14 protein-coding genes are annotated in these 16,895 nt (G+C 64.7%); 3 read left to right on the top strand and 11 right to left on the bottom strand.

Translation table 11 applies throughout. From position 1 onward, the window contains the following. The first annotated feature begins 27 nt into the window (after positions 1-27). Entirely contained in the window at positions 28-1,599 is a 1,572-nt protein-coding gene (locus AC1DN9_RS20085) for a class I adenylate-forming enzyme family protein (protein ID WP_478103184.1), read from the top strand. A gap of 100 nt (positions 1,600-1,699) precedes the next feature. Here the strand turns inward: AC1DN9_RS20085 and AC1DN9_RS20080 are convergent, their stop codons facing one another. The 6 genes from AC1DN9_RS20080 to AC1DN9_RS20055 all read right to left on the bottom strand — a co-directional run bounded on the left by AC1DN9_RS20080 (position 1,700) and on the right by AC1DN9_RS20055 (position 8,285). Further along, positions 1,700-3,040 (bottom strand): DUF1214 domain-containing protein, encoded by a 1,341-nt coding sequence (locus AC1DN9_RS20080; protein WP_478103182.1) that lies wholly within the window; start codon positions 3,038-3,040, stop codon positions 1,700-1,702. A gap of 12 nt (positions 3,041-3,052) precedes the next feature. Next, on the bottom strand, positions 3,053-4,525 hold the full coding sequence (locus tag AC1DN9_RS20075) for a DUF1254 domain-containing protein (RefSeq protein WP_478103181.1): 1,473 nt from the start codon (positions 4,523-4,525) through the stop codon (positions 3,053-3,055). 149 nt (positions 4,526-4,674) lie between these two features. Then, positions 4,675-5,523: an acid phosphatase gene (locus AC1DN9_RS20070; protein WP_478103179.1), complete on the bottom strand. Its 849-nt coding sequence runs from the start codon at positions 5,521-5,523 to the stop codon at positions 4,675-4,677. Continuing rightward, entirely contained in the window at positions 5,493-5,771 is a 279-nt protein-coding gene (locus AC1DN9_RS20065) for a hypothetical protein (RefSeq protein WP_478103178.1), read from the bottom strand. The genes AC1DN9_RS20070 and AC1DN9_RS20065 overlap by 31 nt, the downstream gene beginning before the upstream one ends. Positions 5,772-5,889: 118 nt before the next feature. Beyond that, positions 5,890-6,660: an SDR family NAD(P)-dependent oxidoreductase gene (locus AC1DN9_RS20060; protein ID WP_478103177.1), complete on the bottom strand. Its 771-nt coding sequence runs from the start codon at positions 6,658-6,660 to the stop codon at positions 5,890-5,892. Between the two features lie 14 nt (positions 6,661-6,674). After that, entirely contained in the window at positions 6,675-8,285 is a 1,611-nt protein-coding gene (locus AC1DN9_RS20055; protein ID WP_478103175.1) for a wax ester/triacylglycerol synthase family O-acyltransferase, read from the bottom strand. Positions 8,286-8,493: 208 nt separating this feature from the next. Here AC1DN9_RS20055 and AC1DN9_RS20050 point away from each other — a divergent pair, with 208 nt between their 5' ends. Both AC1DN9_RS20050 and AC1DN9_RS20045 read left to right on the top strand, forming a co-directional pair. Next, entirely contained in the window at positions 8,494-9,675 is a 1,182-nt protein-coding gene (locus AC1DN9_RS20050; protein WP_478103174.1) for an alpha/beta hydrolase family protein, read from the top strand. 136 nt (positions 9,676-9,811) lie between these two features. After that, positions 9,812-11,290, top strand: coding sequence for a patatin-like phospholipase family protein (locus AC1DN9_RS20045; protein ID WP_478103173.1), 1,479 nt, complete (start codon positions 9,812-9,814; stop codon positions 11,288-11,290). Positions 11,291-11,447: 157 nt separating this feature from the next. Here AC1DN9_RS20045 and AC1DN9_RS20040 read toward each other — a convergent pair whose 3' ends face one another. The 5 genes from AC1DN9_RS20040 to AC1DN9_RS20020 form a co-directional block, all read right to left on the bottom strand. Then, positions 11,448-11,924, bottom strand: coding sequence for a hypothetical protein (locus AC1DN9_RS20040; protein ID WP_478103171.1), 477 nt, complete (start codon positions 11,922-11,924; stop codon positions 11,448-11,450). A gap of 119 nt (positions 11,925-12,043) precedes the next feature. Next, positions 12,044-13,105, bottom strand: coding sequence for an NAD(P)-dependent alcohol dehydrogenase (locus tag AC1DN9_RS20035; RefSeq protein WP_478103170.1), 1,062 nt, complete (start codon positions 13,103-13,105; stop codon positions 12,044-12,046). 24 nt (positions 13,106-13,129) lie between these two features. Continuing rightward, the gene (locus tag AC1DN9_RS20030; protein WP_478103169.1) at positions 13,130-14,608 is read right to left on the bottom strand and encodes an acyl-CoA reductase; all 1,479 of its coding nucleotides are present in this window, start codon (positions 14,606-14,608) and stop codon (positions 13,130-13,132) included. Between the two features lie 5 nt (positions 14,609-14,613). Further along, the gene (locus tag AC1DN9_RS20025) at positions 14,614-16,053 is read right to left on the bottom strand and encodes a phenylacetate--CoA ligase family protein (RefSeq protein WP_478103167.1); all 1,440 of its coding nucleotides are present in this window, start codon (positions 16,051-16,053) and stop codon (positions 14,614-14,616) included. 146 nt (positions 16,054-16,199) lie between these two features. Then, positions 16,200-16,892, bottom strand: coding sequence for a TetR/AcrR family transcriptional regulator (locus AC1DN9_RS20020; RefSeq protein WP_478103166.1), 693 nt, complete (start codon positions 16,890-16,892; stop codon positions 16,200-16,202). Positions 16,893-16,895: the final 3 nt, after the last annotated feature.

The following is a 16,895-nucleotide window of genomic DNA, read 5'->3' as shown; positions in this document are numbered from 1 at the left end:
CGCATAGCTCAAATTGGAGACAGAACGATGATGACGAATTTCGCGCGCGTGATGGGCCAGCTGGCCCTGCGCTTCACCGACCAGGAAGCCGTGGTCAACATCGAGCGCAAGCGCCGCTACACCTACCGCGAGCTGCACCTACTGACCAACCGCATCGTGAACATGATGCGCGAGCGCCTGCAGCTCGGGCGCGGCGACGTCTACATGTGCATCCTGGAGAACGACAACCTGTCTCTGCTGCACGCCTGGACGGCTTTCAAGGGCGAGGCCGCCGTGGCCTACACGAACTACCGGGACTCGATCGACGAGCACCGCTGGCAGGTCGAGTTCATCAAGCCCAAGGTCGTGTTCATCGAGAACGCGCTGCTGGACAGCCATTTCGACATGCTGCGCGAGCGCGGCACGACCGTCGTCTGCATGGACCGCCCGGCCACGCCGCGCGATGGCCTGCTCGCCTTCGAGGACCTGCTCGAGGGCATGTCCGATGCCAATCCCGAGGTCGAGAACGACACGATGAAGGACATCGTGATCTACCGCTTCACCGGAGGCACGACGGGCAAGAGCAAGTGCGCGCAGTACACCATGGACAACTGGCTGGCGCTGCGCGACTCGCTCTATACCGAAGCCGAGCAGATCTACGACGCCGACCAGCGCTACCTCCACATGGCGCCCTTGAGCCATGGTTCGGGGCTCGGCGTGCTGGCGACGCTGTTCCGCGGCGGCTGCACCGTCACGCAGAACGTGCCGGACCTCAAGACGTGGTGCCGAAACGTCGAGGCCGAGCGCGCCACGACCACCCTGATGCTGCCGACGCTGGTCTACCGACTTCTCGACCTGCCCGAGGCGAAGCAGCATGACCTCTCCAGCCTGCGCACCATCGTGTACGGCGGCGCGCCGATGAGCCCGTCCAAGCTGCGCCAGGCGCAGGAGCGCTTCGGCAACATCTTCGTGCAGGTCTACGGCGCGACCGAGTGCCTGACGACGGCGGCGATGCTGACCAAGGCCGACCACCTGGCGGCAGGCGATGAGAAGCACCTGTCTTCCGCCGGGCGCGTATCCACTGTCGTGGAGCTGAAGATCGTCGACGATGCAGGCAATGAAATGAAGCAGGGCGAGACCGGAGAAATCTGGCTGCGGTCACGCGGCACGATCACCGGCTATCTGAACAATCCCGACGGCACCGCAGCGGAGTTCCAGGACGGCTTCTGGAAATCCGGCGACCTCGGCTACCTCGACGATCGGGGCTTCCTGTACCTGGTGGACCGCAAGAAGGACATGATCATCACCGGCGGCTTCAATGTCTACGCCGTCGAGGTGGAAGCGGCGCTGAACTCGCATTCCGCCGTGGCGATCTCGGCCGTGGTGGGCGTGCCGCACCCGGAGTGGGGCGAGGCCGTGCACGCCGAGGTGGTGCTTAGGGAAGGCGTCGAAGTCACGGTCGAGGAACTGATCGACCATGTGAAGAGGCAGGTCGGCCGCTTCAAGGCGCCCAAGGCGGTGGTGTTCGTAGAGCAGCTCCCCGTCAGCGTGGTTGGCAAGGTGCTGCGCCGCCACGTGCGCGACAAGTACTGGAAGGACCAGACGCGACGGGTGTCGTAAGAGGCCATTGCCCAAAGCCGCCCTCGGGCGGCTTTTTGCTTGCCCAGCGGCATTCAGTCGCGCGTCCGGTTACCGCCAAGGAGAGCGGCCACCGACAGCCTCATTGTTTATCTAGTTTCGGCGGGAAATAGCTACGCTCGGCCACCGCCCCCTTCGGACGATAGAACCGGAAAGTCAGGCTGTACCGCTGACCCTTCGGCGTCGGCARCCAGTTTGCCTGCGGTACATCAGCAGGCCTCTTGTCGCCGAAGTACAGCGTCAGCGAGCCATCGGGCCCGTACTGCAGCTTGGATTCCTTGTTGAGAAGATAGCGCTTCTGCGGATTGGGCAGCACACGCCGCTCGACCGCATCGACGGCGATGACCGACCAGAAATAGGTTGCGTACTGGGCCGGCAACTGCTCTTTCGTGAAGCGCAGTGTGTAGGAATGGTCGCCAGAAAGCGGCAAGCCATCCACGTCGGCAAAGGCCTTGAAGTAGATGACCTCCTCCGGCACGTTGGCCCAGATGCCGCCGTAGTTGATGAGCGTGCGCACAAGCCAGTTGTTGCCGTAGACACCTGATGTCGAAGGCAACACCCAGCCGTTCTCCACTTTGCTGCCGCCCACCGTGGGCAGCGCCTTCTTGATGTCTGCAAACGCCTTGCTGCGCACGACTTGGTCGATGCGTTTGCGCTCGACCGGGTCTTTCACCAACTTCGCAATCGCACGTGTGCTGGCTTGCAGCTTCTCCATGCCCGGGTTGATGTCCAATTCGCTGTCCAGCGCTGCGTCGGCGGAGTCGAAGGCCTCACCGCCGGGCAGCTTGTTCAAGTCGAACATCACCGTTTTGGGAATGGTGGGCACGACGGGCTCGCCTGTTGAGCGGATGGTGAACTTCTTCTGTAGCGCCACGGCTTGGTTCCAGTCGGCGCCAAGCTCTACACGCGAGAGCACGCGCATGTACTTCACCGGCACGTCGACGCGCTGGACTGTCGCCGGTAACTTGACGTCCGCGTCTTTCAGGCACACGGCGAACTGGCCGTCGGGATGCGCGGGAAAAATGCGTTCGTTGATGTTGGCTACGGTTTCACCCCAGCCATTCAGAAACTGTACGGTGTAGTACCGGCCGGTGATTTTCGGCACCGTCACCAGCGCGCAACTCTTTTCATCAACGGCTACCCAGGCTTCCGAATAGGCCACGTCGAGGTTCGGATTCGGCCAGGCGACCTCACCTGGCTTTCGGTGGACCAGCTGGTTCCACTTGAACCCCTCTTTGAAGTCCAGCTGCTGCTGGCGCAAGACCAGCAACCGGCCGAGCAGATAGATGTAGCTGTCGCTGATTTCCTGTTCGCTGGGCAAAGCCAAGGCAGGCGGCTGCTGCGCGAGACAACTCGCACTCGACAACATGGCCGTGAAAGTCAGGACACGCAGGGTGCGCGTGTGTACGGATAGCATGCTCATGGAGTTCCTTCGTTAGTTTGCCTGTTCTGCCGCAGGTGGAATCCAGCGCCCTTCCAGGATTTCCGCCTTCGGCCAGTAGGCGCGGATGTAGAGAGAGAACTCGTCGACCGGGGTCGGGACCCAGTTGCTCTCCTTGTCCTTGCCGGGCGACTGGTTCTGAAAGTAAAGCGTCAACGACCCGTCGGCGTTCTTCTTCAAGTCCTTGCTCTTGGTGCCCAAAGAGAACCGGTTGAGCACATTGGGCTCGAACAGATGCTCCTTGTTGTAGACGGTGAGCGACCAGAAGCCGTTGACCGGCGGCGTCTGTCCTGCAGCGAAGGTCACGCTGTAGCGCTTGCTGCCATGAAGCCGTTGCCCGGCCTTGTCGACGTCGGTGTAGATGTAGCGGGTTTCCTCCGGCGCGTTGTCGTACATGTTGGAGCGTGCGGTGGCGGCGCGCGAAAGGTAGTCATACCCCCAACGTGCACCATTCGGTGGCGAGTTCCAGCCATTGCCGATGGGCCGCCCGTTGTTGCGGAACTCGAAGAGCGGCTTGATGAGTTCTTCTTCGGCAGACACCGCCGTCTGCACGAGCACGGTCTTGAGGTCTGGATTCCTGGAAGCGGCCTCCAGCACCGAGCGAATCGTGGAATACAAGGCCTCCTCGCCGGGCAGCGGCGGGACCTCGTTCATCACGATGGGCAGTTCGTCCCAGAACTTCTCTGGCACGACCCACTTGGTCTCGCCCGCACCTTGGCCCGGCGGCACGGGAAAGGTTGGCGTCCTGCTCCAGTCCTTCGTCTTCATCTTGCCGGTGTACTCCGACAGGGGATAGACCATGACCTGGCTCAGAACCGCCTGTATCGCCTGTTTGTCCTGCGGCGTATCGTCTTGAAAGATGCGCGGCAATATCGCCGCCAGATCGGTCGGAGAGCGCAAGACCGCCTGAATGCCCTTGGGTGCCTGCCCCTTCCAGGCAGGCCCGACCACCAGATAGAGGCCCGGCTTGGTGCCGTACTGCTTGCCCAGCTTGCCGAAGGCATTGGTTCGCGCGTCCGCGAGTTGGTACACCCAGAAGCGCTGGCCGAAGTCCGGTACCTGCACGATGACTGGCTTGCTGTTCAATCGATGGAAGCCCGCGCCGTACACCGTGTCCTGGTTGGGACAGGTGACAAACCGCTCTCCTGCGTCGATGTAGTCCGTGAGCATGGAGACATAGCCCGGTGGTGATACCGGGACGATTCCGCCGAGGCGGCCTGGCTCGGGCACATCCTTCATGGCGATGGAGCGATTCAGGTTGTTGACCAGCGGCCATCCCCACACATAGGCCATGCGTCCAACGGTTGCCACGTATTCCTTGCTCATCACGGTGCCTGCGGGCGTCCCCGCAATGCCTGAAGCCGGTACCGGCGCATTCGCCGGGCTTTGCGCGTAGGCTGCGCATCCGATGGCCAAGGCGGTCAGCAGGCCCACATGGCGGCTCAAAGGCCTCTTGCTGGATTTCATAGGTCTTTCCTCTCCGGATAGGGTTGAAGTCTGCGGGCACCACTTCCTCGGCTGGACGCCGGGTCAAGAAACTACTTTGCAGTCAAATTCTGCCTTTTCGCCGGACGGCGTCTCAGACCGATTGCTGCCAGCTTCCGCTCCCTTGGCGATCAGGGCGCGAATGAACTTGAAGCTGCGATGGTTGCGGATTCGGCGGCGCATGCTGGCGTAGGAGGGGAGCCGGCAGCACGCGCCTTGGCGACTTCGTCACGTGCGGCGACCATCTGTGCGTTGAATACCGGGTTGGCCTGTAGGCGCGCCACCGTCGCGGAACCGACCAGGTGGCCTGCCTCAATGTCGGTCTGCCAGTGAACGCCACAGATGGCGCGGCTTTGCGAGAACGCTCGGCCACGTTGCAGCAGCGCGTCAGCGCGATCGGGCGCGAGTTCGGTCAACACCAATGCCCAGCCCCAGCCGATGGCCGAGTGGCCAGACGGATAGGAGCCGTCCTTGGCCAGAGACGCTTCTTCCTTTGGTGTGCAACTTCCGGTCTTCAGCATGACGAAGGGACGGGTGCGAACGTACTTGTCCTTGGCCTTGTAGGTGGCCAGGGCGGAGTCGGTCAACGTTCGGCGCAGCAACATATTCAAGTTAGGCGTGGCCTGCTCGGAAATCTGCACGCCCAGGGCGCACGAGAAAACCGCAGCGGCGTCGGGAAAGCGCAGATTCGCATCCGACACGGCCATGGCGCCGCGCGGCGTCCCTTGAAGCTTCGTGAGGTTGTGGAAGGTGGCAATGTCGGCCGCCAGCGCAGGCGAGCCTTCAGCCGGCGGCGGTGGCAACAGGGCGAGGCTGTCGGGCAGTTCGGCGGGCGCGAGGTAGCCCTTCAGGATTCCGGTGCCGGCGCGCAATTCGCCCACTTCGGTCGGCGAGACGGGCGCGACAACGCGCGGTGCCAAGGTGCACGCGCTGACGACAAGCGAGACGGTCAGGGCTGCGGTGAGTGACTTGATTTCCATGGATGTTTCTCGTTCTGGCCGGCCCATCCAATGCTTGAACGTGCCGAATACATGCGCCACGGTGCATCGTCGCAAGGCCATACCCAGGCCATGCCCTGCGGACCACCGATGCCATTGCCGAGGATGATCGCGGGCCGCGCAGGCGCCGACACGACAACCCGTGATCCGAGTTCTCCACCGGCGAAGCCGATCGCCGCAGCCGCCGAGGCGGCGGCCACGGCCAGGAGCAGATCGCGGCGCTTCGTCATCGCCGGCGCTTCTGGTTCTGCAGAAAATCCTGCAAGAGGCTGGATCGCTCGAATGACTTGGCGGCTTGCACCAGCGGTTGGTCCGCCCCGGGTCCCGTGCATCTCTGTCTCTTGTCTCTTACAACGACGAGCAGAGGTGCCCGCCATCGACCGGCACGCACGCGCCCGTCATCCACGAGCCGGCATCGGTCGCCAGGAGGAGCAGCAAGCCGTCGAGCTCTTCGGGCTTGCCGAGCCTGCGCATCGGAATGCGCTGGATCATCGCCCTGCCCTGCTCGCTCTCCCACATTCCGTCTGTCATCTCGGTGCCGATGTAGCCCGGCTCGATCGCGTTGACGCGGATGCCGTAGCGAGCCCATTCGACCGCGAGGCTCTTGGTCATGTGAACGACCGCGGCCTTGGAGACCGAATACGGTGTGATGCCCGGCATCACGCGCTCGCCCTGGATCGAGGCGATGTTGACGATCGAGCCCCCGCGGCGCGCTTCCTTCCAGCGCCGCGCGGCTTGCACGGCGACCAGCCAGACGCCGCGTACATTGGTCGCCATCACTGCGTCGAAGTCATGGCTCGGCAACGTGAGCGCCGGACCCTCGCCGGCGACGCCGGCGTTGTTGACGACCACATCCAGGAGGTCGCCCGAGGCGTCGATATCGGCAAACGCGCGATCGATCGATGACTCGGAAGCAACGTCCATCTCGACGACCGTGACCTGTGGCGATCCGAGGCTGCCGAGCTCTTCGGCGAGGGCGTCGAGCCTGGCCTTGCGCCGCGCCGCAATCACCACCTTGGCCCCGCAGCGGGCAGCCAGCCGCGCGAAGTTGTCGCCGAGGCCCGACGAAGCCCCCGTGATCAGAACCCGCTTGCCCGCGAGCATTGCACCCATGTCCATGACGACTCCTGTCTTCATTGTTGAGCCACCGCAGACCCGGTGGCTTTCGTGACCCGCGTCTTCTTCGTCGCGGCAGCGGTTTTCCTCGCCGGCGCCTGCTTCATCGTGACCTTCTTCGTCGGACCCTTCTTCGCGGGCGCCTTCTTCGCCACGGCCACCTTCCCGCTATGCGGTGCCTTCGCGGCGACAGCCGCTGCCGCTTCCTTCATCTCGTCGAACGATTCCCTCACGCAGTCCGCCAGGAACTCGGGATCGGGCACCACGTTGGGCGAGCTCGTGAGCGAGATGAACACCTTTCCACAGTAGCTCGACGGGTTCCAGATCAGCGACATGCCATCGGTCACCGGCCCGACGCCGCCCCAATGCACCAGCTTGGCACCGAGCATGTACAAGGGTGTGGCGGGCCCCGGAATGTTGGTCACGAGGCAGTTGTGAATCGGCATCGGCCCCTTGCCGCCGGAGCCGGTCAGCGCCGCGAGCTTGCCTGCCAGTCCCAGCGTCGCAGGCGGAGCGAACTTCTGCAGGTCGGTGAGATGCTTCGCACCGATGGCGTTCTGGATCCCCTTCGATTCCGCAGTGGCAGCACGCACTGCCTCGAGGCGGGCGATGGGATCCTCGATGTCGGTGCCCATCGCAAAGCGCAGCATCGAGATGGTGTTGCCGCTGGCGGTTTCCTTTGTACCCTCCGGCCGCGTGTTCACCGGCGCGAGCGTCACCAGCGACTTCGCGGGAAGTTCCTTCTTCGCCTGCAAGTAGCGGCGCATCGCGCCGCCGATCAGTGCGATCAGTGCATCGTTGACGGTAGCGCCCGGCACGACGCTCTTGATCTGCTTGACCTCTGCCAGGTCGAGCGTCACCGAGTCCCAGACGCGGCGTGCCAGCACGTCGCCGTTGAAGCGCGTGCGCGGCGCGGTCAGGTCGACCCCGCTGCGCGTCCGCTGCAGAAGGCGCAGGCCGGCCGTGGTCAGGCCCGGCAGGGCCTGGGCCAGCGGCAGCGCCATGCGAGCCGTCGCCAGCAGGTTTTCGGTGAAGGCGTTGGAGAGCGTGTCGAAGGACCGAAGGCTCAAGGTCTGCGGTGGCGCCGGACGCGCCGCGTCGACGACCGGCTCGGCCCGGCCCGCTGCGCGCTGTACATCATGCAGGGCCCAGGTCAGTTCGGTGGCCGCGGTGCCGTCCATGGCCGCATGGTGGATCTTGCTGAGGACTGCGAAGCTGCCCTTCGGAATGCCCTCGATATTGTCCAGGCCCTCGATGACATACATCTCCCACGGTGCCCGCGCGAGGTCGAGGGTGCGCGCATGGATGCGCGACACCAGGATGCAGAACTGCCGCCAGTCGCCGGGCTTTGGCAATGCGAAATGGCGCACGTGGAAGTCGATGTCGAACAGTTCGTCCTCGACCCAGAAGGGATAACCCAGGCCGTAGGGTACCTGCACGATCTTGCGTCGCAGCACGGGCGATGCATCGAGGCGGCTCTCCATGTGGCGGACGATCTCGCGAAAGCCGAGCGTCTTGCCGCCGAGGGTGGATTGGTCGTAGATATAGATCATCGTGCCGTGCGAAGCGGCATGCGGAAGATCTGCGTGCAGGAACATGGCGTCCTGGCCCGTGAGTCGATTGGTCATGGCATTGTGGGTGGATGGGATGTCTGGACTCATCGTAGGAGCGGGCGGCTCGTGCGGGCCCGCCCGTTTGGGATGGGCTGCCTGTGGTCTCCGCCACACTCCCGGCACTACTTCACGCCGCCCCACCCCAAAAGGATGGGCGTGGCTCGCGGCCTTGCTCCTATGGTCGACGCATGCATAACCAAACTAACAATACGTGCGCAAGCCGATGAGACCCGCACGCGCATGGAACCGCGCATCGGATACCTCCTGGTGGGAGCAACTGCCGGACGACTTTCGCCCCCGCGCCGACCACACCTCCCTCGAAGCACGCCATTGGCTGCAGGTGCAGAGCGTCTCTGCCCTCGAATGGGTCGCGCGCGTGCCGCTGGCCAGCGCGGTTGCCATGGCGATGGCTGCGTCGCTGACGGAGCCCGGCAAAGCGGCCCGGGAGTTCGAGGCGCTGCGCTTCTACGAGCCGCTGGCGCGGGCGGGCGATGCCTCGCGCGTTTTCGTCGCGCCACCGAAGGACATCCGCATCGAGGAGCTCCCTCTGGCTTCGATCGAATCGGACGGCACGCCGATCAAGCGCAGCAGGTTGCGCTTCACGAGCCCCTTCGTACCGCTGAACCCGGCCGCTGCGCCGGGCTTCGCGCGCATGAGACGCGGTGCCGTCTCCTATGCCGAGCACTGGTGCCATGGCGACGGGCCGCGGCCGACCCTGATCGTCGTGCATGGCTTCGGGGCCGACATGCCGTGGCTCAATGCGCACGCGCTGTCGCTCCAGACGCTCTATCACGCCGGCCATGACATCCTCTTCTTCACATTCCCGCATCACGGGCCGCGCGCCGAGTCGTGCCTGCCCTTCAACGGCTACGGCGTGTTCGGCAACGGGCTGTTGCATTTCAACGAGGTGACGCTGCTCGCCATCCATGATCTGCGCGTGTTCATCGACCACCTTCGCGCGCGCGGGGTCGAGCGAATCGGCGTCGCCGGGATCTCGCTCGGCGGCTACACGGCGGCCCTGCTGGCGACGGTCGACGAGCGGCTCGACTACTGCATCCCGGTGGTGCCCGCGGTGAGCCCGATCGACGCCTTTCTGGACTGGCAGCCCACCGGCCTGCTGCTGTCGAGCCTGATGCGAAGCCATGGCGTCGGCGTGGCCGAGATGCGCGGCCTGGTCGCAGTGCACAACCCGCTCAGCTATGTGTCACCGATGGCCGGGGAGCGGGTGTTGATCATCGGCGGCGCCGGTGACCGCGTGACCGAGCCGCACCATGTCGAGCTGCTGCACCGCCATTGGCGCGGCAGCACGATGCACTGGTTTGCGGGCAATCACCTTCTGCACTTCGGGCGCCGCGCCTACTTGCAACTCATGCGCGAGCATATCGATCGATGGGGCGGCCTGTAGCCCAGCTTTGCGGCTGCCCCAAAGGGCAAGATGTCATGCCCGTTGGTTCAATGGAACATTGACGACCTTGCCCGTTAAGCTGGCGCATCAGTTGCCCACCTTGACGGCAGTGCAACTCAGCCCAGGGGGAACGCAGATGAACCTGTTTCCGGCATCGTCCTGGCACCGTTGGGACAGGTGGACGGCCGCTTGTGCCGCTGTGCTGCTGGCCGGCTGCAACTCCATGGCGCCGATCAATCCGCCGATCGATCACGTGGACAAGGACGGCGGCTACCGCGTGGGCAATTTGCTCAAGCGCAAGAAGGCCACGACCAATGACAGCCAGACACTCTTCATCCTGACCTTCTCGGGGGGCGGAACGCGCGCTGCCGCGTTCTCCTACGGCGTGCTGGAGGAACTGCGGCGGACGAACGTGACGGTCAATGGCACACCGCGCAATCTGCTTTCGGAGGTGGACCTGATGGCGGGCGTTTCCGGTGGCAGCTTCACTGCGCTGGCCTATGCCCTGTACGGCGAGAAGCTCTTTTCCGAGTACGAGTCGCGCTTTCTCAAGCGCGATGTGCAGGGTGTTCTCACCTCCCGCGCGCTGAACCCGGTCAACTGGTTCAAGCTGGCCAGCCCCGACTACGGCAGGTCGGAGCTGGCAGCGGACTACTACGACGAGATTCTCTTCGGCGGCGCCACCTTCGACGACCTGCTCGACAAGCCGACGCCGGCCGCAGCCGTGACCGGGACCGACCTCTCGACCGGCGCGCGCTTCCAGTTCTCACAGGACCACTTCGACCTGCTGTGCTCGGACCTCGGCAAGGTGCGGCTGGCACGAGCGGCCGCCACCTCGTCGGCCGTGCCTGTGGTGCTTTCGCCGGTGACCTACCGAAACTACGGCGGTCACTGCGGTGCCGAGATGCCCGCGTGGGTCAAGGATGTCACCAACCCGGATGCCCAGGCTCGCCCCTCGGGTCGGGCACTGCTGCGCTACCGGGACATGCTGGCCTTCGAGGACAGCGCGAACCGGCCCTATCTTCACATCGTCGATGGCGGCGTCGCGGACAATCTGGGCCTGCGCGGCGTGATCGAGGCGCTCGAAGAGGTCGAGGCCAGTCAGGCCTTCCAGAAGGAGATCAATTTCAGGAGCATCCGGCGCATCGTCGTGGTGGTAGTCAACTCGCGATCGGCGCCGGCCACCAACTGGGATCGCAGTCCCCGGGCACCCGGCGTCATGTCCCAGCTACTGCAATCGTCGAGCGTTCCGATCGATCACTTTTCCTACGAGTCGGTCGAACTGCTGAAGGACATCGCGCAGCGCTGGGCTGACGAGCGGCGTTTCGAGGTCGCCGAGAAGCGGCTGGCCGGCATGTCCAAGGCGCAGGCCGAAGCCGAAGTGCCGGACCTTCGCTTCGACGCGATCGACGTGAGCTTTGATTCGATCAGGGACCCCGAGGAGCGCCGCTACTTCATGGAGCTTCCGACGAGCTTCGTGCTGTCCGAGCAAGAGGTCGACAAGCTTCGCGCACTTGCCGGCCGGCTGCTGCGAGAGGCGCCCGGCTACCGCGATCTGCTCGACAGTCTGGAACGGTCGCCCGCACCCGCGCAGCGCGCGGCGCAACAGCAGTAGCGGCGCGCGCCTCGACGATCGTGGATGCGCGGAGCCCTGGTTGGCACGCGACAAGGCCTGGAAGTGCCGAGGCAGGTCCGGTCGCCCTTTCCCGGCTCGATGCCGGCACGTCGTAGCTCTGGGCTTTCAGATCAACTCGTCGCCTCGAAACGCGAGGCTAAGCGCGAGGCAGTTCGCCGCAAAAGATCACCTGACCGCCGTCCTCCGGCGCAGAGCGCAGCGCGATCGAGTATCGACCGCTCAAGAGCTCGTTCATTTGCACCGGCGACATGTGAGCGAGGCTCTCGGGGGCACCGCCTACCCAGAAACTGGAGACGAGCACCCTCTCGTTCAGGGCATACGTGGGCTTGGCCGGCAGCGCGCTACAGGCAGCAGCCTCGTAGATGTATGTGTAGACATGCAGCGGCAAGGTGGTGTTGTTCGGAACACCGGTGAAGTACAGCTGGATGTTCGTCTTTCCGGCCACCGGGAGCAGGGTCGCGCGCCCCACCTGGCCGGCATTGATGGACGTCGCCTGAAGCGGCATCACGACCGCATCGGCCGCCGCACTTTGCCTCCCCGGCGAGCCCGTGCCCGCACAACCGCTGATGACCAATGGAGCAATGGCAATCGTCGCCAGAAAGCGCAGGTTCATAGCGCCTCCGAATCTGCAGAGTTGGGGCGCCAGAGGATACGCCGACCGGAGAGGCGGTCAAGCTGCGCCGCAGCACGGCCGCCCGCTCGCTTCAGGCATCAGGGAGCCGTGGTCGGCCGCTACATCACCTGCGCGTTCTTCATCGAAGCCATGTCGATCACGAAGCGGTACTTCACGTCGTTGGCCTGCAGGCGCGTGTAGGCCTCGTTGATGTTCCGGATGTCGATCAGCTCGCACTGAGGCAGCAACTGATGCTCGGCGCAGAAGTCGAGCAGTTCCTGCGTCGCGGGCAGCCCACCGATCAGCGAACCTGCAAGCCTGCGGTTGTTGCGGATCAGCAGGCCGCCGTGCACCGGTTCGAGCAGGTCGATCGCGCCGACCACGGCCAGCACGCCATTGCGGCCCAGCAGCATCAGGTAGGGGTTGACGTCGTGGCGCTTCGGAATCGTGTCGAGGATGAAATCGAAGGCATTGAGCGAAGCCATCATCGACTTCGGGTCGGTGGACAACAGCACCTTGTGCGCACCGAGCGCGCGGGCGTCATCGGCCTTGGCGGGCGAAGTGGTGATGACCGTGACCTCGGCGCCCAGCGCGACGGCGAGCTTCACGCCCATGTGGCCCAGGCCGCCCAGCCCCACGATCGCTACCTTCGTTCCCCTGCCCACGCCGTGCTCGCGCATCGGCGTCCACACGGTGATGCCGGCGCACAGCAGCGGCGATGCGTGCTTGAAGTCGAGCGCATCGGGCACGCGCAGCACGAATTTCTCGCGCACCACGATCTTGTCGGCGTAGCCGCCCAGGGTGTTCTCGCCGGACACGCGATCCTTGCCGTTGTAGGTGGCGGTCACGCCGCCCGCACAGTGCTGCTCCTGCCCTTGCAGGCAGGGTTCGCATTGGCCGCAACTGTCGACGAAGCAGCCGACCGCGACGCGATCGCCCGCCTTGTGCCGCGTGACCTCCGGCCCGACCGCGGTGACGTGGCCCACGATTTCATGGCCCGGCACGCACGGGTAGACGGTGTTCTTCCAGTCGTTGTGCACCTGGTGCAGATCGGAGTGGCAGACGCCGCAGTAGGCGATCTCGATCGCGACATCGTCGGCTCGCAGCGCGCGCCGCTCGAACAGCTTCGGCACCAGCTGGGCGCGCGCTTCGCAGGCGCAATAGGCGGTGAAAGTGGTCATCTCAAAAGTCCTTGCAGAAATGGATCAGTGATCGGCCGGCAGTGGGGGCCTCAGCCACGCTGCCGGCGTCTTGTCGGGAGAGGCGATCTGGTTGGAAATCCATTTGCCCATTCGGCGCATCGGCTCGATGGCATCCTGCGGCGCGGCCATCTTCATCGCGCCCGCATAGCCGAGCGAGACGATGCGCTGCGCGCCGTGCAGCGGCAGCAGGTCCTTCAACTCGTCCTTGAGCGATTCGGGATAGATGCCCACCGTCTGCGTATAGGCATCGACAGCGTTCATCACTTCGTCGAGCGAATCGACCGGCACGAGATTGGCGGTGCGGTCGTCGAGCATCGCCGAGAAAGACACCGCCTCGCAAATCTTCGACACGATCACGGCGCCCTCCCCGTCCCGTCCGCCGATCACTTCGTACCACTCGTCATCGAGGCGCAGCGCGTCGACTTCCGCCTTGAGGCCCGGGTCATAGCGCTTGGCCGCGGTGCTGACGGAGTTGGGCAGCTTCAGGAGCGCCTCATGCACCATGCGTCCGAAGGCACTGAGCTTCGCCACACCGTCTTCATCAGTGCCGCTCTGCGCATACACCACGCGCGCGCAGACGCAGCCCTTCTGGTTCAGCACGCCGATATCCGTGGCCAGACGCACCGCGACCTCGCGCATCGAGCCGTCGCTTTCGAAGGTCTCGCGGCCGATGATGCTAGCGCTGCGCTTGGGGTCCAGCGAGATCAATTCCAGCCCGGGCTGGATGTAGCGCGTGACGTGCTTCAGCGAGGCGAAGCCGCCCCAGGCGACGATCTTCTCGATGTTCTGCGGCTGGTACAGCCGCTCCTCGAAGGCCGTGTCGCCGCCCTTCCAGTAGGCCACGCTCACGTGCTTCGTGAGCGGATGGTCCGGCGCCATCTCGATCATCGTGCGGGCGATCGCCAGCGCCGTGAACGGGTCGTTGGAGGGCGCCTTGATGATCGCGTCGCTGCGCAGCACCATGTTGCGCAGGATGGTCCACAACGACAGCGCCGGCGCATTGCCGGCCACGATGTGCAGCGCGCGCGCGCCGAAGCAACGCACCTCCAGCTCCGTGCCGTCGAGCAGCTTCTGCGGCACCCAGCCTTCGAGGTACTTAATGCCGACGCTGGCCTCGACCGCCTCGATGATGTTGTCGCGTTCGAGCACGCGGTTCAGCCCCATGTAGCTCGTCTTCACGAGCGTGGGCGTGGTCGGTGCCGTGAGGTAGGAGAGCTCGCAGGCTTCCTGCAGATGACGGTTGTCCGCGAGGTTGAGCCTTTGCCCGAGCTCGACCGCGTAGTCGAGGATGTCGTCGAAGCTGAGCTTGTACAGGTCGGCCAGCTTCGTCGGATTGCCCAGCGGCAGCTTGTCGAGGTAGCGGTTCCAGTCGGGCGTGAGGAAAGCTAGATCGCCGCCGCGACCACCCACTTCAACGAGGTGATCGGTGATGATCTGCCCGCGAATGATCATCGGGGCGATGGGTTTGTCGATGGTGCTCATTGGAATCAGCCTTCGAGAGTGGTGAGGAAGTCCATCGCTTCGCGGTGCGAGGCTTCGGTCGCGGCGCAGGTGATCTTGTCGTCCCCGCCGTTCTTGTCGCTGTAGCGCTGGATCGGGCCGACGACGTAGGCGCTCGAGCGGCCGCATGCGCAAGGCTTGTCCCACTCGACAGCGATTTCGTCGCCCGTGATGAAGCCGCCCCAGCGCGTGTCGGCGCCCAAGTCGAAGAAGGCGGCACGGCCCGTCTGCCGGCCGGTGCGCGGCAGCGGCTTGCTGGTCTCGGGGTCGAGCAGGAAGGGGATGACCGTGTGCGCGAAGTGGTAGTGGCCGTGTTCGCAGCGGACGTGCGAGCCCGAAACCAGCTCCGACATGGCATAGGTCTCGTTGAGCACGCGGGCACCCGTGAAGCGCAGGATGTCCTCGCGCCATCCCTCGGGTTGGGGCATGCCTTTGGCGCCGCCGGTGGTCGTGATGTACGAGTCCGCGGCGAACACGCCCTCCAAGCCTCGCTCCAGGCCGGCCTTGGCCATGGCATGCAGCAGATTCCAGGTGGCGCCGATGTACACCTGCTTGCCGCGCAGTTCGTGGGTCATGCGCTCGAAGAAGGCCGCGAGATGCTGCGGCATTTCGGCCTGCAGCTTGTCGAAGGCCAGCTTCTTCGCTTTCATGGCCGGAGTGATCTCGAGCCGGTCCAGCGTGCCCTTGGCGTGGGCTGCGCGGATCTTCGCGCCGAGGTGCAGGACGTCGCTGGAGAGCGTCGACGGGTAGGCGGCATGGAAGTTGGCCTCGCCGGGCAGCAGCGCCTCGATCAGGAAATCGTTCGCGCGCACATGGCTGAGGAAGCCGGCGCGGTAGTAGGGATAGGCCGTGTGCAGATCGGGATCGGGCGTGTCGGGGCCCTCCATGCCCCAGATGAACATCTTGCGCACCTGGCAGGCCTTGCGCCATTCGATCACGCTCTGCGGCAGGAACGAGACCGTGCCGGAGGTGCCGGAGGTGTGGCTCATGCGCAGCTCGGGCACGGCCTGGTCCATGCGCGGGAACCAGTCGTCCAGGCCTTCGCAGCCTTGAACGTCAGCGGCAGCGAGCTTTTCCGCGATCTCGGGCGTGACGAGCTTGCCGAGCCATTTGTTGATCTGAGCGAAGTTGCGCTTCTCCAGCAACGAGGGCGGGTAGGACTTGTAGACCGTGTGCTCGAACATCAGCGGCACGATGTCGTCGAGCTGTTCGACGACATCGACACCTTCGGCATCGGCCAACTTCTTCAGCATCGGGATGCGGTCGCGCAATTCGGCGAAGCGCTGCTTCAGGGCCGCGAGTTGCAGCGCGTCGATCTCGGCGCGCGGCATCTGCCCCCAGGCATGGAGCGAGTAGTTCGCCAAGGCTGCCGGCTCGTTCAGCAGCGTTCGGGTCTTGTCTTCGAGGGAGGCTTGTGAAATTGACATCGTCGGCTCATGGGTTCGGCGTTGAAATCGGGTCAGTGTAGGAAGCGCGAAGGCATTTCCCAATCCGGATTCCGGCGCCATCCGTCGCTACGCAAGTCCTTGTCGCGCAAGGAGAATTCACCGAATTCACGAAACCCGAAAACCCTTCACTCCGGCTTCGGATCCGGCGCTTCGCCAGGCGTGGTCATGAGCGCGTAGAGCATGCGCGCGATGAGCAGCGGCGTGTCCTCGTCGCCGAGATATCGCGGCCGGCCGAGCACGATCGCGCGCGGGAGGGCCAGCAGCACATGGTGGGCGAGGAAGGCCGCCTTCTCGCGGTCGCGCACCAGCACTTCGTCGGTGAACTTCTCCATCAGCGCCGGCATCGCGACGGCCGACCAGAAGTGTTCCGACTTGACGAGTTCCAGCCGCACCAGCTCTTCGTAGTAGGTGGCCTTGAGATTGAACTCCGGATCGACCTGCGCCCACCGCTCCAGGGCCGCCATGCCGAAGCGCAGCAGCGAGAGGATGCCCTCGAACAGCCCCGCCGAGGGCGGTAGCGCTGCAATGTGTTCGACCACCTCGCGCCGCGCCTCGCTGCGGTAGTCGTTGAAGATCGCGGCGATCAGCGACTCCATCGTCGGGTAGTACTCGTAGATCGAGCTGACCGCGACACCCGAGCGCTCGGAGAGGTTCTGCACGGTCAGCGCATCGCGGCCCTCGCGATCGAGGATCTCGCGACCGGTCTCCTTGAGCGCCTCCACCAGTACGATGGACCGCGTCTGGCGCGGCCGCTTGCGCGGCTGCGCCGGCACCTCGATGCGGACGACGTCGCTTCCCGAGGCGTTTGGACGTGTCATGTC

It is taken from the genome of Variovorax sp. 05L425 (assembly GCF_056397705.1).
This window is presented reverse-complemented; position numbering and strand designations above follow the sequence as displayed.